13 protein-coding genes are annotated in these 14,878 nt (G+C 63.8%); 9 read left to right on the top strand and 4 right to left on the bottom strand.

Annotation, left to right across the window (positions count from 1 at the left end; all coding sequences use genetic code 11):
- Positions 1 to 102 precede the first annotated feature (102 nt).
- Together gatA and gatC are read right to left on the bottom strand one after the other, a co-directional pair.
- The gene (gene gatA, locus ACWGXF_RS08975) at positions 103 to 1,593 is read right to left on the bottom strand and encodes an Asp-tRNA(Asn)/Glu-tRNA(Gln) amidotransferase subunit GatA (RefSeq protein ID WP_054073296.1); all 1,491 of its coding nucleotides are present in this window, start codon (positions 1,591 to 1,593) and stop codon (positions 103 to 105) included.
- A 20-nt stretch (positions 1,594 to 1,613) separates the two neighbouring features.
- Positions 1,614 to 1,913, bottom strand: coding sequence for an Asp-tRNA(Asn)/Glu-tRNA(Gln) amidotransferase subunit GatC (gatC, locus tag ACWGXF_RS08970; protein WP_003074628.1), 300 nt, complete (start codon positions 1,911 to 1,913; stop codon positions 1,614 to 1,616).
- Between the two features lie 212 nt (positions 1,914 to 2,125).
- Here gatC and ACWGXF_RS08965 point away from each other — a divergent pair, with 212 nt between their 5' ends.
- The 4 genes from ACWGXF_RS08965 to mrdA all read left to right on the top strand — a co-directional run bounded on the left by ACWGXF_RS08965 (position 2,126) and on the right by mrdA (position 6,950).
- On the top strand, positions 2,126 to 3,169 hold the full coding sequence (locus tag ACWGXF_RS08965; protein WP_003059473.1) for a rod shape-determining protein: 1,044 nt from the start codon (positions 2,126 to 2,128) through the stop codon (positions 3,167 to 3,169).
- 165 nt (positions 3,170 to 3,334) lie between these two features.
- Positions 3,335 to 4,360 carry a rod shape-determining protein MreC gene (gene mreC / locus ACWGXF_RS08960; RefSeq protein WP_003070406.1) on the top strand — a complete coding sequence of 342 codons (1,026 nt, stop codon included), beginning with the start codon at positions 3,335 to 3,337 and terminating at the stop codon, positions 4,358 to 4,360.
- Positions 4,357 to 4,875, top strand: coding sequence for a rod shape-determining protein MreD (gene mreD, locus ACWGXF_RS08955; protein ID WP_003070409.1), 519 nt, complete (start codon positions 4,357 to 4,359; stop codon positions 4,873 to 4,875). The genes mreC and mreD overlap by 4 nt, the downstream gene beginning before the upstream one ends.
- 122 nt (positions 4,876 to 4,997) lie before the next feature.
- A complete protein-coding gene (gene mrdA, locus ACWGXF_RS08950; RefSeq protein ID WP_003070410.1) occupies positions 4,998 to 6,950 on the top strand; it encodes a penicillin-binding protein 2 in 1,953 nt (650 codons plus the stop codon).
- A 36-nt stretch (positions 6,951 to 6,986) separates the two neighbouring features.
- Here the strand turns inward: mrdA and ACWGXF_RS08945 are convergent, their stop codons facing one another.
- Positions 6,987 to 7,745: a sulfite exporter TauE/SafE family protein gene (locus ACWGXF_RS08945; protein WP_003074636.1), complete on the bottom strand. Its 759-nt coding sequence runs from the start codon at positions 7,743 to 7,745 to the stop codon at positions 6,987 to 6,989.
- Between the two features lie 573 nt (positions 7,746 to 8,318).
- On the bottom strand, positions 8,319 to 9,986 hold the full coding sequence (locus ACWGXF_RS08940) for a GMC family oxidoreductase (RefSeq protein ID WP_012836757.1): 1,668 nt from the start codon (positions 9,984 to 9,986) through the stop codon (positions 8,319 to 8,321).
- A gap of 312 nt (positions 9,987 to 10,298) precedes the next feature.
- On the opposite strand from ACWGXF_RS08940, the gene ACWGXF_RS08935 reads away from it, so the two are divergent.
- From ACWGXF_RS08935 to ACWGXF_RS08915, 5 genes are all read left to right on the top strand, one after another.
- A complete protein-coding gene (locus ACWGXF_RS08935; protein WP_003070415.1) occupies positions 10,299 to 11,426 on the top strand; it encodes an MlaE family ABC transporter permease in 1,128 nt (375 codons plus the stop codon).
- Between the two features lie 126 nt (positions 11,427 to 11,552).
- Positions 11,553 to 12,413, top strand: a complete 861-nt coding sequence (locus ACWGXF_RS08930) for an ABC transporter ATP-binding protein (protein WP_003070417.1) — start codon at positions 11,553 to 11,555, stop codon at positions 12,411 to 12,413.
- Positions 12,413 to 13,360 (top strand): MlaD family protein, encoded by a 948-nt coding sequence (locus ACWGXF_RS08925; protein ID WP_012836759.1) that lies wholly within the window; start codon positions 12,413 to 12,415, stop codon positions 13,358 to 13,360. Before ACWGXF_RS08930 ends, ACWGXF_RS08925 begins: the two co-directional genes overlap by 1 nt.
- Before the next feature lie 106 nt (positions 13,361 to 13,466).
- Positions 13,467 to 14,150 (top strand): ABC-type transport auxiliary lipoprotein family protein, encoded by a 684-nt coding sequence (locus tag ACWGXF_RS08920; RefSeq protein WP_003070420.1) that lies wholly within the window; start codon positions 13,467 to 13,469, stop codon positions 14,148 to 14,150.
- A gap of 172 nt (positions 14,151 to 14,322) precedes the next feature.
- Entirely contained in the window at positions 14,323 to 14,820 is a 498-nt protein-coding gene (locus ACWGXF_RS08915; RefSeq protein ID WP_003070423.1) for a hemerythrin domain-containing protein, read from the top strand.
- Positions 14,821 to 14,878: the final 58 nt, after the last annotated feature.

Below are 14,878 nucleotides of genomic sequence, written 5' to 3'. Positions count from 1 at the left end.
CGGCGCGGCCCGATCCAGGGACAGCGAGCAAGGGCCGCCCCGCAGCGAGGCTGTCGTCCCCCTTGAGGGGGAAGGCGCGAAGCGACTCAGGGGGTGTTTCATTTAAATGCCGGCGGGGCTCTTCAGGTGGAAGTCTGTCGCTTGCTGGAAGCGGTGGGCCGCGTTCAGCAGTTTGGCTTCGCTGAAGTAGTTGCCGATCAGCTGCAGGCCCACGGGCATGCCGCCGTCGCCGAAGCCTGCGGGCAGGCTGAGACCGGGCAGGCCGGCCAGCGATGCGGGCAGGGTGAAGATGTCGGCCAGGTAGTTGCTGACCGGGTCGGCCTTGCCGCCAATGGCCCAGGCCGTCGTCGGCGCGGCCGCGCCGGCGATGACGTCGCAGTCCTTGAACGCGGCCTGGAAGTCGTCGGCAATCATGCGACGGATCTTCTGCGCCTGCAGATAGTAGGCGTCGTAATAGCCTTCGGACAGCACGTAGGCGCCGATCATGATGCGGCGCTTGACCTCGTCGCCGAATCCTTCGGCGCGGGTCTTTTTGTACATATCGTTGAGGTCTTCGTACTTGGCGGCGCGATGGCCGAACTTCACGCCGTCAAAGCGCGACAGATTGGACGAGGCCTCGGCCGGAGCCAGGATGTAGTACACGGGCACGGACAGTTCGGTGCGCGGCAGGCTCACGGGCACCAGCTTGGCGCCCAGCTTTTCGTATTCCTTGAGCGCGGCGTCGACGGCTGCGCGGACATCGTCGGACAGGCCTTCACCAAAGAACTCGGCGGGCACGCCGATGCGCAGGCCTTCGATCGAGTCACCCAGGCGGGCAGCGAAGTCCTCGGCCGGGTAGTCCAGGCTGGTGGAGTCGCGGTCCAGATCGGGGCCGCACATCTCGGAGAGCAGCAGCGCGCAATCCTCGGCACTGCGGCCCATGGGGCCGGCCTGGTCCAGGCTGGAGGCAAAGGCGATCATGCCGTAGCGGCTGGCGCGGCCATAGGTGGGCTTGATGCCGGTGATGCCGCAGAACGAGGCGGGCTGGCGGATGGAGCCGCCGGTGTCGGTGCCGGTCACGGCCGGGGCCAGACGCGCGGCCACGGCAGCGGCCGAGCCGCCCGAGGAGCCGCCGGGCACGCGCTCGTTGTTCCAGGGGTTGCGCACGGGCTGTGCCGCGTCAAAGCCCACGGGGGCCACGGCCGAGTTCTCGTTGGCGCCGCCCATGGCGAATTCGTCGCAGTTGAGCTTGCCCAGGGTGACCACGCCGGACTCCGCCAGCTTGCGCACCACGGTGGCGTCAAACGGCGATTGGTAGCCCTCCAGCATCTTGCTGGCGGCGGTGGTGGGGAAGTCCTTGGTGACGAAGATGTCCTTGTGCGCAATGGGCACGCCGGCCAGCTTGCCGCCCTTGCCTTCGGCGATCAGGGCGTCGGCCGCCTTGGCCTGGGCCAGGGTGGCGTCTTCATTGATGGCGACAAAAGCGCCCAGGTTCTGGTGCTGCTTGGCGCGGGCCAGGAAATGCTGGGCGGCTTCGGTGGCAGAGACCTGCTTGGCGCGCAGCTGCGCGGCCAGCTCGGCCACGCTCAATTGGTGGAGTTCGGTTTGGCTCATGTTCTTGTGGTTCCGCGCGTTTATTCGATGACCTTGGGCACGAGGAAGTAACCCTTTTCGGCTGCAGGGGCGTTCTGCATGTTGGCGTCGCGGTTATTGCCCTCACTTACCAAATCGTCACGTAGCCGTAAGGCGACGTCCTGGATGGCTGCCACCGGATGTGACAGAGGGCTGACGCCCGAAGTATCCACAGCCTGCATTTTTTCGACGATGCCGAAAAAGTTGTTTAGTTGCGCGAGCATGCGCTCACTTTCGTCTTGTGACAGTTCAAGGCGGGCCAAGTTGGCGATGCGCGCAATGTCTTGATCGTTCAATGCCATAGAAATTATTTAACAGGGCCGCCGCGTGTAAAGCAGTGTTTCTAACCCTGACAGTAGAAGTTATTCACAGGGGATACGGTATTATCTCGGCTTTGCCGCAATACCTCCGTTCGGCTGGTCATTGTGCAAAAAATGCCCACCACCCAGACTCCATTACCTTACATCCCGGCGACGGCCAGCCGATGCGCAAGCCGTGCCTGAGAGGACCCTGAATGTTCGGAGCTTTCCGTCGGTACTTCTCCACCGACCTTGCCATTGACCTTGGCACAGCTAACACCCTGATTTTCGCCCGAGACAAGGGCATTGTTCTGGACGAACCTTCGGTGGTTGCGATCCGTCACGAAGGCGGCCCCCACGGCAAGAAGGTGATTCAGGCTGTCGGCCGCGAAGCCAAGGCCATGCTGGGCAAGGTGCCCGGCAACATTGAAGCCATTCGCCCCATGAAGGACGGCGTGATCGCCGACTTCGTGATCACCGAGCAGATGATCAAGCAGTTCATCAAGATGGTGCATCCGCGCTCGGTGCTGACACCCAGCCCCCGCATCATCATCTGCGTGCCCTGTGGCTCCACCCAGGTCGAGCGCCGCGCCATCAAGGACGCTGCCGAAGCTGCGGGCGCCACGGCCGTGTACCTGATCGAAGAACCCATGGCTGCCGGCATCGGCGCGGGCCTGCCCGTGTCCGAAGCCTCTGGCTCCATGGTGGTGGACATCGGCGGCGGCACGACCGAAGTGGGCGTGATCTCGCTGGGCGGCATGGTCTACAAGGGCTCCGTGCGCGTGGGTGGCGACAAGTTCGATGAATCCATCATCAGCTATATCCGCCGCAACTACGGCATGCTGATCGGCGAGCCGACGGCAGAACTGATCAAGAAGCAGATCGGCTCGGCTTTCCCTGGCTCCGAAGTCAAGGAACTGGAAGTCAAGGGCCGCAACCTGTCCGAAGGCGTGCCGCGCAGCTTCACCATCTCTTCCAACGAAGTGCTGGAAGCGCTGACCGACCCCCTGAATCAGATCGTTTCCGCCGTGAAGAATGCGCTGGAGCAGACGCCTCCCGAGCTGGGCGCCGACATTGCCGAGCGCGGCATGATGCTGACCGGCGGCGGTGCGCTGCTGCGCGATCTGGATCGTCTGCTGGCCGAAGAGACGGGTCTGCCCGTGCTGGTGGCCGAGGAGCCGCTGACCTGCGTGGTGCGCGGCTGCGGCATGGCGCTGGAGACCATGGATCGCCAGGGCAGCATCTTCACCAGCGATTAATCGCTGTGCAATGTGGTGTTTTGCGGCACGCGGCATAGTGCGCGTACCGCAGCCACTTCCATGAACAGGGCCTGAGTCCGTGATACGCCTGCATACCGCGCTCTCTTTTTGCATTCCTTCTGATCCAGGAGGCCGTGCGCATGCGGCCATGCCGCGGGAGCACGCATGAGCCTGGACACCCTGGACCACCGCGCTCCATCACTGTTCAAGCAACAGGCCTCGCGCACTTCCCAGCTTGCCCTCTACAGCGCCTTGGCGCTGTTTTTGATGGTGGCCGACGCGCGTTTCAAGATCACCACGCCGGTGCGCGCGGCCTTGTCGGTGGCGCTGTCGCCCGTGCAATGGTTGGTGGCCCAGCCCGTGCTGGCCTATCAGAACGCCAGCCGCTATGCCGAGGTGCAACAGCAGGCCGTGGCCCGCGAGGATGCTGCGCGCAAGGAGCTGGTCGTCATGGCTCAGCGCGCCGAGCTGGCCGACGAGTTGATCAAGGAGAACGAGCATCTGCGCTCCATGCTGGAGTTGCGTGAGCGCTCGTTGACGCCGGGGCAGGTGGCCGAGGTGGTCTATGACAGTCCTGACCCCTATACGCGCCGCGTGGTGATCGACAAGGGGCAGGCGGACAATATTGCGCCGGGCTCGCCCGTGCTCGATGAAAAAGGCGTGATAGGTCAGGTCACGCGCGTCTATCCGACGCGTGCCGAGGTCACGCTGCTCATTGATCGCGATCAGGCCATTCCCGTTTTCAACCCGCGCACTGGCGCGCGCAGCGTCGCCTATGGCGATGCATCCTCGACCCGCGCCGGCGGATTGGAGTTGCGCTTCATGCCCAGCAACGCAGATGTACAGGTGGGCGATCTGCTCACCACCAGTGGTATTGACGGGCTTTATCCCACGGGCCTGCCCGTGGCCAAGGTGGTGACCGTGGACCGCCGTGCCGACTCGGCCTTCACCCGCATCTACTGCGAGCCCGTGGGCCGTGTGCAGGGTGTGCGCCATGTGATGGTGCTCAAGCCCCAGGGCCGTACCGAGCATCCCGAGGCCGCCAATATGCAGGCCCAGGCCGATGCCGAGAAGGCCGACCGGGCTGCCAAGGCTCGTGGCAAAAAGGAGGCGGCCGCTGCCGAAAAGGAGAAGGCCGCCGCTGAGAAGGCGGGGACCAAGGCCGCCAAGCCTGCAAAGGATCCTGCATGATCATGCCGCGCGGCCAGCAGCTGTTGCTGCCGGTCAATCCTCTGTTCATCGTCGTCACCCTGGTGATAGGCCTGGCCGTCAACATGCTTCCGCTGGGCCGCATCGTCTGGCTGCCGGACATGTTGCTGCTGCTGCTGGCCTTCTGGAGTCTGAATCAGCCGCAGCGCGTGGGTCTGGGTATTGCCTTTGTGCTGGGGCTGATCATGGATGTGGACCGGGCTTCGCTGCTGGGCCAGCATGCACTGGCCTATACCTTGCTGGTCTTCGTGACGGGCTGGATGAGTCGCCGCCTGCTCTGGTTCTCGAGCCCCGTGCAGGCCCTGCACCTATTGCCGGTGTTTGCTGCGGCGCACGGCATTCAGGTTCTGCTGCGTGTGGCGACGGGAGGTATCTTCCCCGGGCTGGAGTTTCTGATAGCTCCAGTGATCGAGACCTTGCTGTGGCCTGTGGTCAGCGCTTTGCTGCTGGCGCCGCAGCGCCGTGCGCCGGACAGCGATGAAAACCGGCCTCTGTAGATGAAAGCCCCCTTGAGTCGCTGCGCGCCTTTCCCCCTCTCGCTTCGCGGGGGGGGACGACTGCCTCGCTGCGGGGCGGCCCTTGCTTGCAGTCACTGGCTTGGCGTGCGGGGAGCCTGCGCATGATGGAGATTCGCAACACCGAAGTCGAGCTGCAGCGCTTCCGGATGCGTGCAGTCGTCATGGGCTGCGTGGTGTTCCTGGCGTTCTGTCTGCTGGTCTGGCGTCTGCTGGTGCTGCAGGTCGAGCGCCATGAGGAATTTGCCGAGCGGGCCGAGAGCAATCGCACGGCGGTGGTCCCCATCGTGCCCAACCGGGGCCAGATCCTGGACCGCAACGGCGTGGTGCTGGCGACCAATTACTCGGCCTATACGCTGGAGATCACACGCTCCAAGGTCGAGGATCTGGACGAGACCATCGAAGGGCTGTCCGGGGTCATAGAGATCACGCCGCGCGACCGCCGCAAGTTCAAGCGGCTCATGGATGACTCCAAGAGCTTTGAGTCGATTCCGATCCGCTCGCGCCTGACGGATGAGGAAGTCGCCAAATTCGCGGCTCAGCGTTATCGCTTTCCGGGCGTGGATATCAAGGCCCGCCTGTTCCGCACCTACCCGCTCAAGGAAACCGGCAGCCATTTGATCGGATACATCGGTCGTATCAACCAAAGAGAAAAAGAAGAGATCGACGACTCCGACGATGCGGCCAACTACCGCGGCACCGAGGTCATGGGCAAGCTGGGTGCTGAAAAGAGCTATGAGCTGCAACTGCACGGTCAGACCGGCTGGGAGGAAATGGAAACCTCGGCTGGCGGCCATGCCGTGCGCCGCCTGGGCAGTCGCCCTGCCACGCCGGGACACAGCCTGCAGCTGTCGGTGGACATCAAGCTGCAGAAGATGGTGGAAGACCTCTACGGCAACCGCCGCGGCGTGGCCATCGCCATGGATCCGCGCAACGGCGAGGTGCTGGCCATGGTCAGCAAGCCGACCTACGACCCGAATCTGTTTGTCGACGGCATCGACCAGGAAAGCTGGAAGGCACTCAACGAATCGCTGGACCGCCCTTTGCTCAACCGTTCCATGCGCGGCACCTATCCCGTGGGCTCGACCTACAAGCCCTTTATGGGCCTGGCGGGGATAGAGACCGGCAAGCGCACGCCGGGCACGGTGATCCAGGACGGCGGCTCCTGGACTTTCGGCGGCCACACCTTCCGCTCGGGCCACGCACTGGGGCCGGTCGATCTGGCGCGCGCCATCCAGCATTCCAGCAACGTCTATTTCTACACCCTGGCCAACGAGATGGGCGTGGATGCGATCCACGACTTCATGAAGCCGCTGGGCTTTGGCCAGATCACCGGCATCGACCTGCCCGGAGAGGTGCGCGGTGTGCTGCCCAGCAAGGAGTGGAAGCGCAAGACCTACAAGCGCGCCGCCCAGCAGCAATGGTTTGCAGGCGAGACGATTTCCCTGGGCATCGGCCAGGGCTACAACAACTTCACCATCCTCCAGCTCTCGCATGCGCTGGCCACGCTGGTCAACAACGGCATGAGCTTCACGCCCCATGTGGGCAAGGAGCTGATCGACTCCGTCACCGGTACGCGCACGGCCATTGTTCAGCCGGCACCCGTCAATCTGGGCTACAAGCAGAGCAATGTCGATGCCGTCAAGCGCGGCATGGTCGGAGTGGTGACCGGCGGCACGGGCCGTGGCGTCTTCGGCAGTGCCAGCTATCTGTCGGGCGGCAAGACCGGCACGGCCCAGGCAGTGAGCGTGGGCCAGAAGGAAAAGTACAACGCTGCGCGTCTGGCCGAGTACCAGCGCGACCACTCGCTCTATATCGCCTACGGCCCGGCCGAAGCGCCCAGGATTGCCGTGGCCGTGATTGTGGAGAATGCCGGCTTCGGTGCAGCGGCTGCCGCGCCTATCGCACGCCGCATACTGGACTACTGGCTGGTGGGCAACTATCCCAGCGAGGCTGATATCGCTGCGGTGCGCCAGGGCAAGGCAGGCGCACCGATCGGCACGCCGCGTCGTGTGGAAGATATCTCGGTGCTGTCCGACGACGAAACAGCACCTTGATAAATTGATAGCTGTTAACGCTTGCTGTGTAATGGTTTAACGCAGAAAAGCGTCGTAACCTGTCTTCAGAATCAGCAGGCTGACCACGCCGATGAAAATCGTGCGCACAAAGCCCGTGCCGTGGCGCAAGGCCATCCAGGTGCCAAGCATGCTGCCCAGCACATTGGCCACGGCCAGCGGAATCGCAAAGTGCCACCAGACATGGCCCTTGAGAGTGAATAGCAGCAGTGCCGCGGCGTTGGAGGCCAGGTTCAGCAGCTTGGCGCTGGCCGAGGCGTTGAGGAAGTCATAGCCCAGCAGGCGCACGAACAGGAACACGAAGAAGCTGCCTGTGCCCGGGCCGAAGAAGCCGTCGTAGAAACCGATCAGCAGGCCGATGGCGCTGGCGGTCAGCATCTCGGTGCGGCCTGCCAGGCGCGGCTCGTGGTCGCGGCCCAGCTCTTTTTTGGCCAGGGTGTAGCCCAGCACGCCCAGCAGGATGAAGGGCAGCAGCTTGCGCAGAAAATCGGGCGAAATCAATGTGACAGCCCAGGCTCCGAGAAAAGCTCCCACCAGCGTCGTGCCGATGGCGGGTAGCAGCGTGGCCCAGGTGATATGCACACGCTTGCTGTACTGCCAGGCGGAAATGGCCGTGCCCCAGACGGCGGCACTCTTGTTGGTTCCAAACAGCGTGGCAGGCGTGGTGGTGGGGAAGGCTGCAAACATGGCCGGCACCAGAATCAGTCCGCCGCCTCCCACGATGGCGTCAACAAACCCGGCCAGGGCCGAGGCGAGGGAAACAAGAATCCATTCCATGGAGCAAATGCCTGCAATTGGTGCATGCCGTGAGCAACGCGCGTTGCCGCTGGGCGGCGCTGCCGGAGGCGGGATGAAGAAGCCAGGGGAGAGCGGGCTTGAATGCCCGAGGATGGCGCCGGCATTGTCGCACCGCAGCCTCAAGCTTGTGCGCAGGCATAAAAAAAGCGCCCACTGTGGGGCGCTTTTGAACGCATCTTTGATGCTTTTATATGTATTGGTCTGGTTGTGTCGAGTTGTCTCCTCGGCCCTCCATGCTGCTTCGTGGAGCAGCGAGAGTGACGAGAATGTAAGGGCTGCACCTGTGTGGTGCATTGGGGAATTCCCTTGGGTTATATCAAAAACGTCTGACAAATGAATCAGAAAGTTTCGTGACATCCTTATGAGTTTTGAGATATTTCAAAAACAATAGCGTCATATGCTTATAAGCAAAAGATCTCTGAGGACTTTGCTTAATGGGGAATGACGCCGCGCGGGATTCTTCCGCTAGTACAGACTTTGCGCTCCAGAGCGAATTTCGGGCGCTGACGGGCTTGTCGCAGTGAATCGCTCGGCTTTTCGTGCGGCCGTTTTTCAGGTCGCGTCACGAATCCACTGCGCCGCCTTCTCGGCCATCATCAGCGTCGGGCTGTTGGTATTGCCGCTGGTGATGGTGGGCATGGCGCCGGCATCGACCACGCGCAGACCCTGCACGCCTCGCACCTTGAAACGGCTGTCCAGGACTGCCATCGGGTCGTCGGCGCGTCCCATCTTGGTCGTGCCCACGGGGTGGAAGATGGTGGTGGCGATATCACCGGCCAGACGCGCCAACTCCTCGTCGCTCTGGTATTGAGCACCGGGCTTGAACTCTTCGGGTTGGAAGCGCGCAAGCGCCGGCTGGCTGACGATGCGCCGCGTGACGCGCAGGCTGTCTGCCGCCACCTGCCGGTCTTCTGGCGTGGAGAGGTAATGGGGTGCGATGGCCGGAGCCTGGCGGAAATCCGCGCTTTGCAGTTGCACCGTGCCGCGGCTGCTGGGGTTGAGGTTGCAGACGCTGGCGGTGAAGGCGGCAAAGTCGTGCAGCGGCTCGCCAAAGGCATCCAGCGACAGCGGTTGCACGTGATATTCCAGATTGGGGTGGGCCAATGCCGGATTGCTGCGTGTAAAGGCTCCGAGTTGCGAAGGCGCCATGCTCATGGGGCCGCTGCGCTTGAGTGCGTATTCCAGGGCGATGGCCGCCTTGCCCCAGAGACTGCCGGCCATGGTGTTGAGCGTCTTGGCGTTCTGCACCTTGTAGACCGAGCGGATTTGTAAATGGTCCTGCAGATTGGCGCCCACGCCGGGCAGATCGCGGCGCACAGCCATCCCATGGCGCTGCAGCAATTCGCCGGGGCCTATGCCCGACAGCTGCAGAATATGCGGTGAGTTGACCGCACCCGCGCAGAGCAGCACCTCGCGCCCGGCCTGCACAGTCACCATCTCCTCTCCGGTCCAGACTTCGGCGCCGGTGCAGCGCTGGCTGCCGTCCGGCAGATCTTCCAGAATCAGCCGGCGCACCTGAGCGCGGGTCCACATCTCGAAGTTGGGACGGCCATAGCAGGTGGGGCGCAGAAATGCCTTGGCAGTGTTCCAGCGCAGGCCCGATTTCTGATTGACCTCGAAGTAGCCCACGCCCTCGTTGCAGCCGCGGTTGAAGTCGTCGGTGGCCGGGATGCCGGCCTGCTGCGCGGCCTGGGCAAAGGCGTCGAGTATGTCCCAGCGCAGACGCTGCTTCTCCACGCGCCACTCGCCGCTGCCGCCGGTGCTCTTGCTGCCGTGCAGGCGCATGAACTCTTCGCTGGCGCTGCCGCCGGCGTCGAGACGCCAATGGTCTTCATGCTGTTTGAAAGCCGGCAGGACCTGCTCCCAGCGCCAGGTGTCGTCGCCGGTGAGCTCGGCCCATTGCTCATAGTCGCGGGCCTGGCCGCGCATATAGATCATGCCGTTGATGCTGGAGCAGCCGCCCAGTGTCTTGCCGCGCGGATAGCGTAGGCTGCGACCGTTGAGGCCGGGGTCGGGCTCGGTCTGATAGAGCCAGTCGGTGCGCGGGTTGCCTATGCAATAGAGATAGCCGACGGGGATGTGGATCCAGTGGTAGTCATCCTTGCCGCCGGCTTCGATCAGCAGAATCCGGTGATTCTTGTTGCGGGTGAGACGGTTGCACAGCAGCGAACCTGCTGTGCCGCCGCCGATGACGATGTAGTCGAACTGGGTATCACTCATGGGCAGATCAAAAGGCCGGTACAGCTAGGCGCAGAGGCCAGAGCATCAGGCAGTCATGGGCAAAAAGGCTGGTTCATTAGGTGTGATGAGCTTGCGGGTGTCGATAGGGAAAGCGCTCGCATACTCCTGTTTTGGAAGCTGTCGGCGCAGTGCTGGTTTTGACTTTCGCGGATTTTTGATAAAAATTGCAACGCTATCATTGCGTGGCATGCGGCAGCGGCCTACGTGCTGCGTTTGGCATGCTCCTCGCTTGGCGCGTTATGCTGGCCCCTGCGGTCAGCCCGTCTCCCCCATGTCCTAGGAAGCTTTTCTTTGCCCAGCTCAGACCAACTACCTCAATGCCCGCTGCAGTCCCGCGAAGGTCAGCAATGGGCCGTGCCTGCGGGCCGCTGGAGTGCCGCCGAGCTGGGCGACCGCCATATTTGGCGCCGGCTGGCGCCGCAGATCAGGGCCGTGCCCAAGGGCGCGGCTTGGGATTTGCAGCAAATGGTCTGGTTCGACCATATCGGTGCCCAGTTGCTGTGGGAGCAATGGGGCAAGGCCTGGCCGGCCCAACTGCTGACGACCAAGACCCAGCGCTCCATGCTGGAGCGTGTGGCCAGGTTCAGCGAAGTGCCCGAGTCCAAGCCCGAGCCCTCGGGATGGATGTGCGAGGTCAATCGGCTGGGTCAGATGGTGATCGATGCCTGCGGGCACTTTTCCAACTTGATCCAGCTGGTCGGCCAGTTGCTGCTGGACTGCCTGCGCCTGCTGCGCAACCCGCTTCGCGGCCCCTGGCGTGATATTTCGGGCCATCTCTATGCAACGGGAGCGACAGCTTTGCCGATCACGGCGCTGGTCGGCTTTTTGATCGGCGTGGTGCTGGCCTATCTGATGGCGCTGCAGCTGCGTCAGTTCGGGGCCGAATCCTTTATTGTCAACATTCTTGGCATTTCGCTGATCCGCGAGCTCGGGCCGCTGCTGGCGGCGATTCTGGTGGCGGGGCGCAGCGGCTCGGCCATCACGGCGCAGATCGGCGTGATGCGCGTGACCGAGGAGCTCGACGCCATGCAGGTCATGGGCATTTCCCAGGGTTACCGGCTGGTGCTGCCGCGTGCGCTGGCGCTGGCCGTGTCCATGCCGCTGGTGGCGTTGTGGACCATTCTTGCGGCACTGGCTGGCGGCATGGTCGCGGCGGACCTGACCATGGACATCACGCCCTCCTATTTCGTGCAAAGCCTGCCCGCGGCCGTGAAGGTCGGCAATCTGGTGCTGGCCATGGGCAAGTCCGTGGTGTTTGGCGTGCTGATTGCCTTGATCGGCTGCCATTGGGGCCTGAAGGTAGAGCCCAATACCCAGAGCCTGGGTCGTGGCACCACGGCGGCGGTGGTGTCATCCATCACCATGGTCATCATCGTGGATGCCATCTTTGCCATCCTCTTCAGAAACGTGGGCTTTTAGGATGAACTACCCCCTGTGCGGCTTCGCCGCTTCCCCCCAAGGGGACGACACCTTCGCTGCGGGGCGGCCCTTGCACGGCGTTTCTGGCTTGGGTCGCGCCAGCCTCGTGCAGCGGGGGGCACGCCAATGACAGAGGTGATGCACAACCGCCGTATCGAGGGTGCCGTGGGCGATTACGCGCCGCCGCAGGATGTGAAACCCCTGGTGCAGGCAGTGGACCTGTGGACCGAGTTCGGCGAGGGCGAGTCGCGCTTTGCCGTGCACCAGGACTTGAACTTCGATGTCTACCCGGGCGAGATTCTGGCCCTGGTGGGCGGCTCCGGCACGGGCAAGACGGTGCTGCTGCGCCAGATACTGGGGCTGCTCTCGCCATCGCGCGGCACGGTGACCGTGGATGGCCGGCCCTCGCGCGAAGTCATCAGCGGCGAGCTGGCGGCGAGTCAGGTGGGCATGCTGTTCCAGCAGGGTGCGCTGTATTCGGCCTTCAACGTGCTCGACAACATCGCGTTTGCGCTGCGTGAGCAGGGCACCTTGCCCGATGCCGTGGTGCGCGATGCGGCCATGGTCAAGCTGCAGATGGTGGGCCTCAAGCCCGAGCATGCCTCGCGCATGCCTGCGGACCTGTCGGGCGGCATGATCAAGCGTGTGGCGCTGGCGCGCGCGCTGATGATGGATCCGCCGCTGCTGCTGCTCGACGAACCCACAGCGGGGCTGGACCCCAAGGGCTCGGACGAGTTCTGCGAGCTGCTGCGCGATATTCATGCAGAGCTGGGCCTGACCGTGATCATGGTCACCCACGATCTGGATACGCTGTTCGCGCTGTCCACACGAGTGGCCGTGCTGGCCGAGAAAAAAGTGCTGTTCACCGGAGCTCCGCGCGACGTGGCCCGGATCAAGCACCCGTTTATTGAACATTTCTTCCAGGGAGAGCGTGGCCGCCGTGCCATGGCCCCGGTGCAAGGCGGCGTGGCCGCAGAGGAAAGCTGATGGAAAACAAGTCCCATGCCATGGCTGCCGGCATCTTCGTGCTGGTGGTGGCGACCCTGCTGGCAGGGCTGGCCGTCTGGCTGACGCGCGACAACCGCGAATACCAGCTCTATGAAATGTCCACCAAGGACGGAGTCAGCGGCCTGCAGCCCCAGGCCACGGTGCGCTACAAGGGCGTGCCCGTGGGCAAGGTGGTGCGCATCGGTTTTGATCCGCAGATTTCCGGCAATGTGCTGATTCGCATTGCCGTGGGCGAGGACACGCCGGTCACGCCGGCCACCTACGCCCAGCTCGGCTATCAGGGAGTGACGGGGCTGGCCCATATCCAGCTCGACGATGACAGCAAGTCTTCGCAACCGCTCAAGCCCGGGCCCAGCGGCCTGCCGCGCCTGCCCATGAAATCATCGCCGCTGAACATGCTGGCCGACCAGGGGCCGGTGCTGCTGGAGCGGGTTGACGAAATTTCACGCCGCCTCAATTCCATGCTGGGTGAGGACAACCAGAAGCGGGTGAGCGTGGCGCTCGACAATATCGCTGCCGCATCCGGCGGGATCAAGGATCTGGCCGAGACCATGAACAAGACGGCCAAGGACTTTCCACAGATCACGGCAGATGCGCACCAGACCCTGCAGTCCCTTACCAAGGCCGGCAATGCCGCCACGGGCGTGGCGACCGATCTGCAGCAGACCGTGCGCAAGGTCAATGCCCCCGATGGTCCGCTGCAGCAGATTGCCGAGGGCACGCAGGCCCTGTCGCAGGCGGCCGAGTCGCTGGGGCGCAGCACCTTGCCGCGCATGAACGGCGCGGCCGACGATGTCTCGCGCGCCGCGCGCAGCATGGGCGCGGCCGCGGGCCGCTTCAATGACAACCCGCAATCCGTCATCTACGGCCAGGGAATGGGCTTGCCAGGCCCCGGCGAGCCCGGTTTCGTGGCTCCGGCCAAGTGAAGAAGCAACAAGGACACGACTTGCGCCAATTCGGATCGGGCAGGCAGCTTTTCGATGGAAATGCCTGCTACTCATTCTGGCTGGCCTAAGTCCCAAAGGAATCAATATGGCAGACACAAAGATTTCACTCACCGGCCGCGGAGCATGGCGATTGCTGGGCGCTTCTTCCCTGGTACTGGCGCTCGCCGCCTGCTCGGGCCTGCCCACGGCACCCACGCAACCGGTGCGATATGACCTGGGCATGGCCGACCTGGCAGTGCCGGCCGCGAATGCGGCCGCACCCTCCGTGGCGCCGGTACCGCTGGTGCTGGCCGAAGTCCAGGCGCCGGGGTTGCCCGAGGGCCTGACGGCCATGTTCTACCGTCTGAACTACAGCGACAGCCAGCAACTGCGTGCCTACCAGAACGCGCGCTGGAGCCTGCCTCCCGCTCAGATGGTGGAGCAGCGCCTGCGCATGCGCCTGGGGCTGGAGCGCCCCGTGCTTTCGGGCAAGGATAATGTCCGCCCCCTGCAGGCCGACAAGCGCTCGATTGCGCAGCTGCGCGTGACGGTGGACGAGTTCAGCCAGGTCTTCGACAACGCCAGCAACAGCCGTGCGTTGCTGCGCCTGAGCGCCAGCCTGATCGGTGCCGGCGAGAGTGCAGGCAACCAATTGCTGGGCCAGAAGGTGTTCACGGTCGAAGTTCCGGCGGCCTCGGCCGACGCAGCCGGCGGTGCCCAGGCCATGGCACGCGCCGTGGACGAGGCGGCTGCCCAGCTCAGCCGCTGGTTGCAGGGTTACGGGCGCTAGGGCCCGACCAGTCCCAGGCATTTCCGCTCCCAAAGCCCTGCCATGCAGGGCTTTGTTGATTCCGGGCAAGTCCTGCTTACTCGCGGGCAGCTGCTTTGCTGATGTGGGTCAATGGCCGGGCCGGGCCTTGTTCTTAAGCTGCCAGTTCCTCAACCTCGCACAAGGAACTGCCATGGCCAGCCTCGAATGGAATGCCGCTCTCATCCTGGATTTTCCCGTCATGGACGCGGTGCATGAAGAGTTCGTCACCCTGCTGGCCCAGGTGGAAGCTGCGGGCGACGAGCAGCTGTGCGCGCTCTGGGACGAGCTGATTGCCCATACCCAGCAGCACTTCGATCAGGAAGACCGCTGGATGCAGACCACGGGCTTTGCCACGGGCAACTGCCACAGCCAGCAGCACAAGGTGGTGCTGGCCGTGCTGCGCGAGGGGGCGGTCAAGGGCGGGCAGGGCGATCTGGCCACGATCCGCCATATGGCGGCCGAGCTAGGTCCGTGGTTCAGCCACCATGCGCAGAACATGGATGCCGCCCTGGCCCTGCACATGCGCCGCGCGGGCTTTGACCCGGTGACCGGCGCGGTGCTGGTGCCCGAGGCTTTGCCTGCGGAGCCGATCACCGGCTGTGGTGGTGCCTGTGGTGAAGCTGAAAAAATGGAAGTAGTAACTGCCTGAAACTGGCACGCGATAAGGCGAGAGACAGCGAGCAAGAGCCGCCGCGCAGCGAAGCTGC

This window comes from Comamonas sp. HJ-2 (assembly GCF_053615495.1).
Note: the sequence above shows the minus strand (reverse complement) of the source record. Positions and strands in the feature narration are given on the sequence as shown.

What these genes read in the sequence shown, in the direction of transcription:
- gatA (WP_054073296.1), bottom strand. Translation starts at nt 1,593, where the DNA reads ATGAGCCAAACCGAACTCCACCAATTGAGCGTGGCCGAGCTGGCCGCG.
- gatC (WP_003074628.1), bottom strand. Translation starts at nt 1,913, where the DNA reads ATGGCATTGAACGATCAAGACATTGCGCGCATCGCCAACTTGGCCCGC.
- ACWGXF_RS08965 (WP_003059473.1), top strand. Translation starts at nt 2,126, where the DNA reads ATGTTCGGAGCTTTCCGTCGGTACTTCTCCACCGACCTTGCCATTGAC.
- mreC (WP_003070406.1), top strand. Translation starts at nt 3,335, where the DNA reads ATGAGCCTGGACACCCTGGACCACCGCGCTCCATCACTGTTCAAGCAA.
- mreD (WP_003070409.1), top strand. Translation starts at nt 4,357, where the DNA reads ATGATCATGCCGCGCGGCCAGCAGCTGTTGCTGCCGGTCAATCCTCTG.
- mrdA (WP_003070410.1), top strand. Translation starts at nt 4,998, where the DNA reads ATGATGGAGATTCGCAACACCGAAGTCGAGCTGCAGCGCTTCCGGATG.
- ACWGXF_RS08945 (WP_003074636.1), bottom strand. Translation starts at nt 7,745, where the DNA reads ATGGAATGGATTCTTGTTTCCCTCGCCTCGGCCCTGGCCGGGTTTGTT.
- ACWGXF_RS08940 (WP_012836757.1), bottom strand. Translation starts at nt 9,986, where the DNA reads ATGAGTGATACCCAGTTCGACTACATCGTCATCGGCGGCGGCACAGCA.
- ACWGXF_RS08930 (WP_003070417.1), top strand. Translation starts at nt 11,553, where the DNA reads ATGACAGAGGTGATGCACAACCGCCGTATCGAGGGTGCCGTGGGCGAT.
- ACWGXF_RS08925 (WP_012836759.1), top strand. Translation starts at nt 12,413, where the DNA reads ATGGAAAACAAGTCCCATGCCATGGCTGCCGGCATCTTCGTGCTGGTG.
- ACWGXF_RS08920 (WP_003070420.1), top strand. Translation starts at nt 13,467, where the DNA reads ATGGCAGACACAAAGATTTCACTCACCGGCCGCGGAGCATGGCGATTG.
- ACWGXF_RS08915 (WP_003070423.1), top strand. Translation starts at nt 14,323, where the DNA reads ATGGCCAGCCTCGAATGGAATGCCGCTCTCATCCTGGATTTTCCCGTC.